This window comes from Bacillus sp. LJBV19, assembly GCF_017797845.1.
In the GTDB taxonomy this organism is placed as follows: Bacteria; Bacillota; Bacilli; order Bacillales; family Bacillaceae; genus Bacillus; species Bacillus velezensis.
The window spans coordinates 1,298,477-1,311,215 of sequence record NZ_CP072563.1 but is presented as its reverse complement, the minus strand read 5'-3'; the positions used below and the strand labels follow the sequence as shown (position 1 = coordinate 1,311,215).

Below are 12,739 nucleotides of genomic sequence, written 5' to 3'. Positions count from 1 at the left end.
TTTTCTGCCGCTTTTTTTCTAAAATTTTCTATTCCGCGTCAGAAAACCTGACAAGCGTCAGGTTTTTTCTCTTTTTTTCTTATATAATATGAGTAAAAGACATCCAGGGGTGGAAAAATGACGACAGACGAACAATCTTACAAAGATAAAAAAGTAATCTCGATCGGCATTGTAAGCGAATTAACCGGATTGTCAGTCAGACAGATCAGATACTATGAAGAACGGAAATTAATCTACCCGCAGCGTTCATCACGGGGAACGAGAAAGTATTCCTTCGCGGACGTTGAGCGGCTGATGGATATTGCCAACAAGCGGGAAGACGGCGTGCAGACGGCTGAGATTTTAAAAGACATGCGAAAAAAAGAACAGGCTCTCAAAAACGACCCGCAGCTCCGCAAAAAAATGCTGGAAGGACAGCTTAATGCTCATTTTAAGTATAAAAACCGCTGATCAAAAAAGTCCGCCTCCTGTGAGACGGACTTTTTTTATAAAGCATGAAGAAATGCAGTTGCAATGCCGAAATAAATTAATAAGGACAAAATATCGTTCAGCGTCGTAATCAGCGGTCCTGATGCAATCGCCGGGTCAATGTTCAGTTTATGAAGAATAATAGGGACAATCGTTCCGGCCATCGTACCGATAATCAACGTTGCAAGCAGCGATGAACCGACGACAAAACCGAGCGTTAAGTCTTTCTGCCAGACGGTTGCGACAATCGTAATCGCGATCGCACAGACGATGCCGATATAGATACCGGTTCTTAATTCACGGAAAATCAGTTTAAAGATGGTTTTTTTATTCATTTCTTCTTTAGCCAGTCCTCTGATGACGACGGCGAGTGACTGTGTGCCTGTATTACCCGTCGTTCCCGCAATCATCGGCATGAAAAATGCGAGGGCGACTACTTTTTGCAATGTATCTTCAAAATAATTCAGAATGCTTCCGGAAATCAATCCGATAAACAAAAGCAGAATGAGCCACGGCAAACGGCGGTACGCCGCAACGTACGCTTTCGTATCAAATGTAATCGCCTTACCGGAGGCTGCGAATTTTTCGTAATCTTCATCGGCTTCTTTAATCACGACGTCAATAATATCATCGACAGTGACAATACCGACAAGCACATGATTTTCTTCCACGATCGGAATGGCTAAAAAGTCATACCGCTGGATCAGCCGGGCGACTTCTTCCTGATCTTGGAGCACCCCGGCCGAGATGACACGCGTAAACATGAGATCCTGCACTTTATCCTCAGGCTCGCCAAGAATTAAATCTCTGTAAGAGAGCACTCCGACAAGCTGCTTGCTGTCATTAATCACGTACAAATAATTTATTGATTCTGCGATTTCTGCAAAGCTTTTCAGCTTCACGACCGCATCTTTTACTGTATAATGCTGCGGAATCCAGACGAAGCGGTTCGTCATCATCCGGCCCGCCGATTCTTGCGGATAGTTCATCAAAAGCTGTACGGCCTTTGATTCCTCAGCTTCCATGCTGGATAAAAGCTGTTCTTTCAGTTCTTCATCCATCTCTTCCAGCAATGCGGCGAGATCGTCGTTATCCATTTTATTCATTGCGAGAGTGGCTTTCGTTTTACCGACTTTATGCAAAACGGCAAGCTGAAATTCCCGCTCAAGCTCTCCGATCATGTCGGTGATGTCATCAACCGTCATATATGACAGATAGCGGGCCCGGTGCTTTTCCGGCATTTCTTTAAACAAAAATGCCATGTCATAGGGCTGAAGCTCATCTATCATGTTTCGGAATTCTTTTATTTTTCCGTCCCGCAATAAAATGATAATGCGTAATATGAGTTCGTCATAGGTCATGTTTTGGACCATCGGGACTCGTACCTCCTTTACGGAGACGCGCCGTCCGTCAAGGGAAGTGCGGCGGTTTGTCTCCTCATCATGTCGTCACTGGTTATCTGGCTGTATATGGGTACTTCTTCTGACATACTCGAATGGGGAGAATCCATACTCCGCACCTCCTTATCATGCTCAGTCGTGTACGTTTTGAGGCATAAAAAAAACCTTCCGATATGAAGGCGAAAACAAGCACGGCAAATAAACGTGCGGGGCCTCCAATCGTAGAGCTTTAGCACTGTATGGCATAGGACAGCCATCCAGCTGCGTTAAGAATCACCTTATGTCGATGATTCCTGTTGACCCATTGGCGTCTTTGGACATTTTTGGGCAGCAGCGTATCTCCATACAGGAGCCTCACCTAACGAAGTTCTTATTTGAATTGACACACTGAGATTACAGAAAAAAAAGGAATGTGTCAACCTTAAATTTGTGATTTCAGCACATGCCTATAAAATAAACGGAATAAAGGCATAAAGCCCTTATTCCGGCAAATCGCTTTCATCCTCTTCTGAAAGGAAATGATAGGATTCATGCAGCATGAGCGCGTACTCCCCTTCTTTTGTCGGATGCGGTACATACTCAGCCTCGTTGATATACTGCTCTTCCCTTTTCTTCATATGACAGACCTCCTGTTCAATTTTAGATTGTCCAAAAGAAGACCCGTTATCATAGGAAAAAAATCACTTGCGGAGCGGGACATGCAGCTATATTTTTCGGATCGTGAAAAAGTTCCTAAGCAGCCACGGGCCCGGTTTGAAACCGAGCGTTAATTGCCACGCGCCGATCGCCTGCAGTCCGAACTCCCGAACGAGAACCATTTTTTCACTCATGCTCCGCACATCCTCAAACCACACTTCATGCGTTCTTCCATTTTCATCAGTATACCGGAAGTAAGGGGAACGCTCCTGCTGGGAATAACGAATCACTGATTGATGCTTCATGGCCGTTTCCATGGCGCGCTGATTGGAGATGGCGGATCCGATCGTTCCCGGACGGTACGGAATCACCCAATCATACCCGTACAGCGGAACACCGAGAATCACTTTTCTTCTCGGCACCCTGCTGATGGCAAAATTGATCGTTTGCCTGACCTCTGTCAAAGGCGCCACGGGTCCCGGCTCACTGCCGGCGTGGTGCCAGTCGTACGCCATAATGAATATATAATCGACGACGGCTCCGATTCCGCCGTAATCATATCCCCTCAGCCACGGCACTGCATCACTTGTTTTTGCCGGAACCGATATTGTTAACGCGAGCTGATGCTCTGAAAGCCGGGTTTTTAACTGCCGGAGAAATCCTGTGAAGAGGTCCCTGTCAGCTTCTCTGACCCGTTCAAAATCGATATTTACACCGCCGTATCCCTTTCTTACGGTTAAGGAGACGATATTGTTGACGAGATTCGTTCGTGCCGTCGGATTTTGCAGCACTTGATGGGCTAATTCCGGACTGAATCCCCCTTCTGTCAGATTCGTAATGACGGCAAGCGGGCGCACTCTGTTCTGCCATGTGGTTTCTATTGCGGTTCTGTCGTTTAAATCGTTAATGATATCTCCGTTCGGGCCAAAATGATATTCAAACAAAGAAATCGCCGAAGAATACGGCGCAAAATCATTAATTAACTCTCTATCCGCTTCAGGCGTCCGAATGACATAAAATTGCAGGGTTCCCGCAAGATAGTTAGAGATATCAGGGATCTTCACTTTCATACCCGCCCGCAGCCGGTTCGGCGGAATATCCGGGTTTGCCTGCATCAGCTGCATCTGCGTCACATAAGCCTTACCTGCGATAACGGCATACGTATCATTCGGCTGAACCGTATATTCATTAAGAGGGATTAAAAGCGCCTGCCCCGGAACGATATTCGTTTCCTCAAGCCCATTGACGCTTCTGATGCTGTCAACAGGGTATCCGTACTTTCTGCTGATGGAAAATAACGAGTCGCCAGACTGCACTGTATGAACAAACATAGATGTCCTCCGTTTCCTTTTGATCAAAAGGGCTCTTCTTATCTTTATGAATGATCATCCGGTCCGATTCCAAACACTGTTTGGAGAAAGGCTGTTTACAAAACAGACATGATCAACTATGATGATGTCATCATAAAAAACTGTATAGGAAACGCACTAGGGGTGCTGTTATCGGCTGAGATAAAACATGCGGCAGGCGTGTTTTGATCCCTTATAACCCGATCTGGATAATACCAGCGTGGGGAAGTGCAGATTGACCGGAGCGCAGGGTTTTTCCCCATGCGTTTTCGTTCTGCTGCTGCATATTCCCTCGGATATGCAGTTTTTTATTTTTCATTAAAAAACGGGGGAGGACACCACAATATGAAACTGAATATAAACCGCCTGTAAAATCATCTCTTTCATACATACGACTATCCGATAAGAAAGCAGGAGATCACAATGAAAAATTGGAAAATGAGAGAAATTGTCGTCATGTCCGTCATCAGTGTAGTATTTGCTGTCATTTATTTAGTATCAACTCATGCAAGCAATATAGCGGCAGGGTTTTTCGGCCGGATGAGCTACGAACCGATTTACGGTATCTGGTTTATCGTCTCGGTAATTGCCGCGTACATTATTCAAAAACCGGGAGCGGCTCTTGTTTCTGAAATCATCGCCGCGTTTGTGGAGTGCTTACTCGGAAATCCGTCAGGACCGATGGTGATTCTGATCGGGATCGCACAGGGAATCGGTGCGGAAGCGGTCTTTTTTGCGACACGCTGGCGGATTTATACCCTGCCCGTGCTTCTTTTATCCGGTATGGGGTCTTCTGTGACGAGCTTCATTTATGACTTGTTCGTTTCCGGATACTCTGTTTTGAATCCGGGTTTATTAGCCGTCATGCTTCTTGTCCGTCTGATCTCAGGTGCGCTTCTTGCCGGCCTTCTCGGCAAAGCAATCAGTGATGCGCTGGCTTACACAGGGGTGCTGAACGGCATGGCGCTCGGAAAACAATTCAAGAAGAAAAAGAAACAGGTGAACCAAGATGCAGGCATCTGAGCCCCTTCTATCGGCCGGCTGTCTTACCTTTTCTTATGATCAGGATGAAAAGCCGATTCTTCAAAACGTGTCCTTTCAGCTCCGCAAAGGAGAGCGGGCTTTATTGCTCGGGCCGAGCGGATGCGGCAAAAGCTCGCTCGCTCTTTGTTTAAACGGTCTGTACCCGGAAGCATGCGATGGGGTTCAATCGGGCACCGTTTCTTTATACGGAACACCTCTTTCACACCTGACAGAACCCGCCGCCAGATCCATCGGCGTCGTGTTTCAAGATCCGGACCAGCAGTTTTGCATGCTGACGGTTGAAGATGAAATCGCCTTCGGCTTGGAAAATTTGCAATATACAAAAGAAGATATGGACGCAATCATCAATGACGTTTTAGAAAAATTAGAGATCACTCATTTGAAAACGCGAACGATCGCTTCGCTGTCAGGCGGTTCAAAACAAAAAGTGGCGCTTGCCTGTATCATTGCGATGGAACCGGAACTCATTATTTTGGACGAACCGACGGCACAGCTTGATCCATATTCCGCACGTGAATTAGTGTGGCTGATCAAAGATCTTCAAGCAAAAAAAGGCTTCGGCCTTCTCGTTATCGAACATCAGCTTGATCATTGGGCGCCGTGGATGGACAGGACGATTGTCCTTGACGAAATGGGTCAGAAGGTGATGGACGGAGAGACGGACGTTATCTTTGAAACAAAGATTGAAGAGCTGATGCAGCTCGGCATTCCGATTCCGCGTGTGATCTCATTGCAGGAGCACGTCAGCATTCCTTTTACATTGTGTAAAGAAAAGCTGTTTCACGAACCTGTACCATCTCTGCCCGAACCCCGGCCCGCCGCGCTTTCGGCAGAAGACGCGCTGAGCGTTCACGAGCTGTCATTCTCAAGAGGAGCAGACGTCATTTTTCAGGATGTGAGCTTTTCCGTAAAAAAAGGTTCAATCACCGCGATTGCCGGCCCTAACGGAACAGGAAAATCCACGCTCCTTTCTGCCGCGGCCAAGCTCATCCGTCCGCTGAGCGGAGACATCAAAATAGACGGCAGACCGATTGATTCCTATTCTGAAAAAGAGCTGCGGCGGCTGATCGGATATGTTTTCCAAAATCCTGAACACCAATTTGTCACAGATTCCGTCATTCAAGAGCTGATGTTCGGTTTTGAAAGCAGCAGAGCCGCAAAGGAGAAAGCTCTTCAGCTGTTAACCCGATTCGGCCTGAGACGCCATGCCTCACAGCATCCGTTTTCTTTAAGCCAAGGACAAAAACGCCGGCTCAGCGTCGCGACAATGCTTATGCACAATGTGAACGTTTTGATGCTTGATGAACCGACTTTCGGACAGGATGCCAAAACGGCGCGGGAGTGTATGCAAATGCTCCGTGAGATTCAAAAGGAAGGAACGGCTGTTTTGATGGTGACACACGATATGGAACTCGTCTCAGATTATGCCGACACGATCCTTGTGCTCTGCGGCACGAAACTGGTATTCCGGGGAACTCCCGACGCTTTATTTTCTGATAACACCGGGATCGCCGAGCAAGCGCATTTGGCTTTGCCGCTGCGGTATGAATGGATGAAACACGACAGGAGGCGGAGAAATGAACTTGCGGCTGGAGGCTGTTAACCCGTCAATAAAGGCGGCGGCTGTATTGTTATGCGTCATTATGCTGTCGTTTATTTATAATCCGTACACCCCTGCTTTGTTTTATATCATCATTGCGGGAGGCGTCCTCTCGGCGGGGCGTGTGCCGCTGAAAAAATGGCTGCTGTTCACGATTCCGTTTGTCATTCTGGCCTTCGGTTCTTTATGGACAGCCGCCGTATTCGGAAACGTCCCGACAACCGGAAGCAATCTGCTGTTTAAGCTCGGGCCAATTGCCGTCAACAGTGATAACGCGGCGCTCGGGATTTCTATCGCGTTTCGTATTTTATGTTTTTCCGCTTTGTCGATGATGTTTCTTTTCACAACCGATCCGATTCTGTTCATGCTCAGTCTGATTCAGCAGTGTAAGCTGCCGCCCAAGCTTGCATACGGCGTTATCGCGGGGTTCCGGTTTCTCCCTCTTCTGAAAGATGAAATCCTGATCATCCGGCAGGCGCACAGAATCAGGGGCGCGGCGTCTGATTCCGGGCTGAAAGGAAAGCTCTCCGCCGTCAGGCGCTTCACCATTCCACTATTGGCAGGCGCAATCAGAAAGGCGGAACGCACGGCGATCGCGATGGAATCTAAAGGCTTTACGGGGAGCCGAAACCGCACGTTTTACAGAACTGTTACCGTGCGCCGCGCCGACTGGTGCTTTTTCCTGCTCGTGCTTCTGTTATTCGGCGCAAGCTGGCTCATTTCATTGTTGTTTGTATAAAAACAGGCCGCCGGAGTGATTCGGCAGCCTGTTTTGTTATGTATGTTATTGATGATAATTGAGAGCCTGAGCGAGATTGGACTTGATCGTAATATCTGAGAAATTAATGCCGAGCTGTACGGCGGTTTGAGCCATTTCCGGCCTGATTCCGGATAAAGTGGACGTGACGCCGATCAGGTTCAGCGCCTCAATTAATTTAAAAATCTGATGCGCCACCATCGTATCGACAACCACTACACCCGACAGGTCAATAAACAGATGTTCAATCAGCCGTTTTGCACATGTGCTCAGCGTATTTTCAAGAATGAATTTGGCGCGCTCCGTGTCAATATCGCCGACAAGCGGCAGCAGCGCCGTCCGTTTGCTCAGCGTGATAACCGGCGAGCTTAACTCCAAAATCATTTCTCTTTGCGCGTTCAGCTGCATTTTCGAGTTATGCTCGGCATGATCGACAAACGTGTAAATCGTAAAATCAAATACTTGTACAATTAAATTCTCCCATTTCTTCCTTTCTCCCTGTGCAAACGAAGATTCATGTTTATCGGCAAACGCATCATAATAAGTGATGTATAGTCTCCGGTTTCTCATGAATTCACGGACCACATACTGGACGGGTGTATCCAGATGCTTCTGGTCTTTCGCGAGCTCAATCACCCACTGCTCGAACTCTTCTAAAAATTCTTTTTCCGGCATGATATACATTTTATTAATATGCCGGTAAAATTCTTTATCCTGCTCCGTCAGTTCTTCTGTGATGACGGGGTTTGTCAAAGAATAAATCGAATTCGGGTCCGAATCTTCCATCGTTTCGATCCACTCTTTCGCAATTTGATCCGCTTGTTCTGTAAAATAGTCGTATAATGCTTCATTTATCTTCATATCTCTTCTCCTTTCCCATTTCCAATTATAGCGTCAGCGGGTCATGAATGAAAATAAAAGCTGTTAAACTATCCATTTATTTGAAATTTTTTAGTGCAATAGATTACGCCTTTTTTATGAAAATGCTTCAAATGACTCTTTCCGGCCGGCATGCTCTGCCATAAAATAGTAGCAACACCCTTGTATCCACTCGCAAGCATAAAAAAGGAGGGCTTTTTTATGAATGGTGAAATGCATTTGATTCCTTATGTCACGGACGAACAGATCATGGATGTGAACGAGCTTCCGGAGGGGATTAAAGTGATTAAGGCGCCAGAGTTGTGGGCAAAAGGGTTTAAAGGCAAGGATATTAAAATCGCGGTGCTTGACACAGGCTGCGACATCAATCATCCTGATTTGAAAGACCGGATTGTCGGCGGGAAAAACTTCACCGATGATGACGGAGGCAAAGAAGACGCGATTTCCGATTATAACGGACACGGGACACACGTTTCCGGAACGATTGCCGCCAATGATTCAAACGGCGGAATTTCGGGTGTCGCGCCGGAAGCAAGCCTCTTAATTGTTAAAGTTCTCGGCGGTCAAAACGGCAGCGGCAAATACGAATGGATCATTAACGGCATCAACTACGCCGTTGAACAAAAGGCCGATATCATTTCCATGTCACTCGGCGGGCCAAGCGATGTGCCTGAATTGAAAGAAGCCGTCGCAAATGCGGTAAAAAGCGGTGTTCTGGTCGTTTGCGCGGCAGGAAACGAAGGCGACGGAGACGAGCGTACAGAGGAACTGTCGTATCCGGCCGCTTACAACGAAGTGATCGCAGTCGGATCAGTCTCAATCGCCCGTAAATCGTCTGAATTTTCAAACGCCAATAAAGAGATTGACCTGGTGGCTCCGGGAGAAAATATTCTCTCCACCCTTCCCAACCATAAATACGGGAAGCTGACGGGCACTTCAATGGCCGCCCCGCATGTGAGCGGAGCGCTTGCCTTAATAAAAGGGCTTGAACAGGACGCGTTTCAGCGGACGCTTTCTGAGGCTGAAGTCTACGCCCAGCTCGTGCGGCGGACCCTTCCTTTGGACATCGCCAAAACATTGGCCGGGAACGGGTTTCTGTATTTAGACGCGCCTGAAGTGCTGATGGAAAGAGCCGAACAGGCACAGCTGCTGTCTTTCTGATATTTTTCTCATATAATGATTGATCAGCTTGTCACATCACCAATTTTTAAAATGTGAGATTTTCTATTGACAGTGATCTGAATAAGCTGATAAGATAACCAACAAATGATGTAACTTTTCAAAAAAATTGAAATACTTTCTCTTATCGAGAGTTGGGCGAGGGATTGGCCTTTTGACCCCAACAGCAACCGACCGTAATTCCATTGTGAAATGGGGCGCGTGATTTTTGCGCCGAGACGACTGTCTCATAAGGCACGGTGCTAATTCCATCAGACGTGATCTGAGAGATGAGAGAGGCTTACATTTTGAAGTTAAAGCCTCTTTCTCTCATGAGAAAGGGGCTTTTTTGTTACATCTCACTTAAAGGAGGAAACTTAATGACAACAATCAAAACTTCGAACCTCGGTTTTCCGAGAATCGGCTTGAACAGAGAATGGAAAAAAGCGCTTGAGGCTTATTGGAAAGGAAACACTGACAAAGAAACGTTTCTTAAAGAACTTGACGGTTTATTCTTATCAGCTGTCAAAACACAGCTTGACCAGCATATCGATATCGTGCCGGTCTCTGATTTCACCCATTATGACCATGTGCTTGATACAGCCGTCAGCTTTAACTGGATTCCGGAAAGATTCCGCAGCATCACGGATCCCGTTGATACATACTTTGCGATTGCCCGCGGTGTAAAAGACGCCGTTTCCAGTGAAATGACGAAATGGTTTAATACCAACTACCATTACATCGTTCCTGAATATGACGAAAGCATTGAATTCCGTCTGACGAGAAACAAACAGCTTGATGACTACCGCCGGATCAAAGAAGAATTCGGAGCGGAAACGAAACCTGTCATCGTCGGTCCGTACACATTCGTCACGCTTGCGAAAGGATACGAAGAATCAGAAGCGAAAGCGATTCAAAAACGCCTTGTTCCTCTTTATGTTCAGCTGCTGAAAGAGCTTGAAGCAGAAGGCGTCAAATGGGTTCAGATTGATGAGCCTGCCCTTGTGACAGCTTCTTCTGAAGACGTCTCTGCCGCCAAAGACCTCTATGAAGCGATCACAAAAGAGCTTTCAGGACTGAATGTTCTCCTGCAGACATACTTTGATTCGGTTGATGCATATGAAGAACTCGTTTCTTATCCCGTACAGGGAATCGGGCTTGACTTCGTGCATGATAAAGGCAGAAACCTTGAGCAGCTGAAAAAGCACGGCTTCCCGAAAGATAAAGTGCTGGCAGCCGGTGTGATCGACGGCCGCAACATTTGGAAAATCGATGTTGAAGAACGCCTTGATGCGGCTCTGGATATCCTCAGCCATGCTGACGTTGAGGAATTATGGATTCAGCCTTCAAGCAGCCTTCTGCACGTGCCGGTGGCAAAACACCCTGACGAGCACCTCGAAAAGGATTTGCTGAACGGCCTGTCATACGCTAAAGAAAAACTGGCGGAACTCGGCGTCTTAAAAGAAGGGCTTCTGTCCGGCAAAGCGGCCGTCAGTGAGCAGATCGAAGAGTCAAAAGCGGCACTTAAGGCTTTAAAAGCATTCGCAACAGGAGCGAACTCAGCTCAAAAAGAAGAGCTGAATCAGCTGACGGAAAAAGATTTCTCCCGTCCGGCAAACTTTGAAGAACGATTGGCGCTGCAGAATGAATCACTCGGTCTTCCCCTTCTGCCGACGACGACAATCGGAAGCTTCCCTCAATCTGCCGAGGTGCGGAGCGCACGGCAAAAATGGCGGAAAAAAGATTGGACGGATGAACAGTACCAAGCCTTTATTAATGCGGAAACGAAGCGCTGGGTTGACATTCAGGAAGAAATCGGCTTAGACGTGCTCGTTCACGGAGAATTTGAGCGGACGGACATGGTCGAATACTTCGGTGAAAAACTGGCCGGATTCGCCTTTACGAAATATGCATGGGTGCAGTCTTACGGTTCACGCTGCGTACGTCCGCCTGTCATTTTCGGAGATGTCGAATTTATCGAACCGATGACGGTAAAAGATACGGTCTACGCCCAATCGCTGACGGAAAAACACATGAAAGGCATGCTGACGGGACCTGTCACCATCTTAAACTGGTCATTCCCGCGTGTGGATATTTCAAGAAAAGAAATCGCCTTCCAGATCGGGCTTGCCCTCAGAAAAGAAGTAAAAGCGCTTGAAGATGCCGGTATCCAAATTATCCAAGTGGATGAACCCGCGCTCCGCGAAGGACTGCCGTTAAAAACGCAGGATTGGGATGAATATTTAACTTGGGCCGCAGAAGCATTCCGGTTAACGACGTCTTCTGTGCAAAATGAGACGCAGATTCATACGCATATGTGTTACAGCAACTTTGAAGATATCGTAGATACGATCAATGATCTTGACGCGGATGTCATTACAATCGAACACAGCAGAAGCCACGGAGGATTTTTAGAATACTTGAAAGAACATCCTTACGTGAAAGGCCTCGGACTCGGTGTATACGACATTCACAGCCCGCGTGTGCCGGCAACTGAAGAAATCTATCAAATTATTGATGACGCGCTTGAAGTGTGTCCGACTGACCGCTTCTGGGTAAACCCGGACTGCGGACTGAAAACAAGACAGCAGGAAGAAACCGTTGCGGCATTAAAAAATATGGTCGACGCCGCGAAACAGGCACGAAAAAAACAAGCTCAGCTTGTATAAAAAAAACAGCCATCCGCAAATTGCGGGTGGCTGTTTTTTCTGGGGCGTGCTACTTATTCTTCAGCGCTTCTGCAAGTTCACTTAGTGAATCATACTGCTTAATTTGATAGCCCCTCCCTTCTTTTTGCAAATACCCTTTTTGGCAGAATTGCGTCAGCACATGCAAGAGATGACGGTAAGATACACCCAAATAATCACAGACCGTTACGTGCTTCTCTTTATAAACCCCTTCATAAGCCGTCTGCAAAATAAAATCAGCAAGCCGGTTTTCAAGCGGGAACGCCAGACTTTGTGAATATTTCGAAGCCATAAGCGTTGCCTTAGCACTTAAAAACTTAGCCAACTCACGCAGGAATTTCGCATCCTGCAGCAATTGCGCGCGGCAGCGGTAAATAGGCAGAGCAAAACAAACAGTCTTCGCTGAGGCTTGAATTCCTTTTGTGTAATACACTTCATGTAATAGTTCCATCTCTCCGATGTAATCATTTTTGTTGATAAAATTAATTAAAGAAACTTTCCCGTTTTGATGGGTTACATATATTTTCGCTTTTCCTTCAATCACGTAAAACAGGAAGTCAGGCCTCCTGCCCTCTTGAATAATCCATTCGTCCCGCTCATATTCGCGCACTTCCATAAACTTTTCAGCGGGGAAAGAGAATAAATGCGCGATTGAGTGTTTTTCTAACTGATGCCGCTTTTTCTCGCCTTTATAAATTTCCATCGTCCACCCCAAAAATATGAGATATCTCATATTGTCTTTATGTCTTTACATGATAACA

11 protein-coding genes and 3 riboswitches are annotated in these 12,739 nt (G+C 46.8%); of the genes, 6 read left to right on the top strand and 5 right to left on the bottom strand.

The genetic code is table 11. The features are described 5' to 3' along the window. Nucleotides 1–117 precede the first annotated feature (117 nt). Complete coding sequence (locus tag J6600_RS06735; RefSeq protein WP_003154734.1) at nucleotides 118–450, top strand: MerR family transcriptional regulator; 333 nt, start codon at nucleotides 118–120, stop codon at nucleotides 448–450. A 35-nt stretch (nucleotides 451–485) separates the two neighbouring features. Here J6600_RS06735 and mgtE read toward each other — a convergent pair whose 3' ends face one another. The 3 genes from mgtE to J6600_RS06720 all read right to left on the bottom strand — a co-directional run bounded on the left by mgtE (nucleotide 486) and on the right by J6600_RS06720 (nucleotide 3,835). After that, nucleotides 486–1,841: a magnesium transporter gene (gene mgtE, locus J6600_RS06730; protein WP_012117400.1), complete on the bottom strand. Its 1,356-nt coding sequence runs from the start codon at nucleotides 1,839–1,841 to the stop codon at nucleotides 486–488. A 234-nt stretch (nucleotides 1,842–2,075) separates the two neighbouring features. Further along, nucleotides 2,076–2,241, bottom strand: a riboswitch (M-box (ykoK) riboswitch). A 106-nt stretch (nucleotides 2,242–2,347) separates the two neighbouring features. After that, the gene (locus tag J6600_RS06725; protein WP_003154740.1) at nucleotides 2,348–2,485 is read right to left on the bottom strand and encodes a transcriptional regulator SplA domain-containing protein; all 138 of its coding nucleotides are present in this window, start codon (nucleotides 2,483–2,485) and stop codon (nucleotides 2,348–2,350) included. An 87-nt stretch (nucleotides 2,486–2,572) separates the two neighbouring features. Continuing rightward, nucleotides 2,573–3,835 carry a glycoside hydrolase family 18 protein gene (locus tag J6600_RS06720; protein ID WP_095271697.1) on the bottom strand — a complete coding sequence of 421 codons (1,263 nt, stop codon included), beginning with the start codon at nucleotides 3,833–3,835 and terminating at the stop codon, nucleotides 2,573–2,575. Nucleotides 3,836–3,983: 148 nt separating this feature from the next. Then, a riboswitch (TPP riboswitch) is annotated at nucleotides 3,984–4,097 on the top strand. A gap of 179 nt (nucleotides 4,098–4,276) precedes the next feature. Here J6600_RS06720 and J6600_RS06715 point away from each other — a divergent pair. The 3 genes from J6600_RS06715 to J6600_RS06705 are packed head-to-tail and all read left to right on the top strand — an operon-like array spanning nucleotide 4,277 to nucleotide 7,236. Beyond that, nucleotides 4,277–4,876, top strand: coding sequence for an ECF transporter S component (locus J6600_RS06715; RefSeq protein WP_014417560.1), 600 nt, complete (start codon nucleotides 4,277–4,279; stop codon nucleotides 4,874–4,876). Continuing rightward, a complete protein-coding gene (locus J6600_RS06710) occupies nucleotides 4,863–6,500 on the top strand; it encodes an ABC transporter ATP-binding protein (RefSeq protein WP_209388163.1) in 1,638 nt (545 codons plus the stop codon). The genes J6600_RS06715 and J6600_RS06710 overlap by 14 nt, the downstream gene beginning before the upstream one ends. Beyond that, nucleotides 6,475–7,236 carry an energy-coupling factor transporter transmembrane component T family protein gene (locus tag J6600_RS06705; protein WP_053285014.1) on the top strand — a complete coding sequence of 254 codons (762 nt, stop codon included), beginning with the start codon at nucleotides 6,475–6,477 and terminating at the stop codon, nucleotides 7,234–7,236. Before J6600_RS06710 ends, J6600_RS06705 begins: the two co-directional genes overlap by 26 nt. A 45-nt stretch (nucleotides 7,237–7,281) precedes the next feature. Here J6600_RS06705 and J6600_RS06700 read toward each other — a convergent pair whose 3' ends face one another. After that, nucleotides 7,282–8,115 carry an STAS domain-containing protein gene (locus tag J6600_RS06700; protein ID WP_209388162.1) on the bottom strand — a complete coding sequence of 278 codons (834 nt, stop codon included), beginning with the start codon at nucleotides 8,113–8,115 and terminating at the stop codon, nucleotides 7,282–7,284. A 219-nt stretch (nucleotides 8,116–8,334) separates the two neighbouring features. Here J6600_RS06700 and J6600_RS06695 point away from each other — a divergent pair, with 219 nt between their 5' ends. Beyond that, on the top strand, nucleotides 8,335–9,294 hold the full coding sequence (locus J6600_RS06695; protein WP_014417556.1) for a S8 family peptidase: 960 nt from the start codon (nucleotides 8,335–8,337) through the stop codon (nucleotides 9,292–9,294). Between the two features lie 139 nt (nucleotides 9,295–9,433). Next, nucleotides 9,434–9,588: riboswitch (SAM riboswitch) on the top strand. An 83-nt stretch (nucleotides 9,589–9,671) separates the two neighbouring features. Then, nucleotides 9,672–11,960, top strand: coding sequence for a 5-methyltetrahydropteroyltriglutamate--homocysteine S-methyltransferase (gene metE, locus J6600_RS06690; protein ID WP_209388161.1), 2,289 nt, complete (start codon nucleotides 9,672–9,674; stop codon nucleotides 11,958–11,960). Between the two features lie 49 nt (nucleotides 11,961–12,009). On the opposite strand, the gene yeiL is transcribed toward metE, so the two are convergent. Then, on the bottom strand, nucleotides 12,010–12,681 hold the full coding sequence (yeiL, locus tag J6600_RS06685) for a transcriptional regulator YeiL (protein WP_209388160.1): 672 nt from the start codon (nucleotides 12,679–12,681) through the stop codon (nucleotides 12,010–12,012). Between the last annotated feature and the right edge of the window lie 58 nt (nucleotides 12,682–12,739).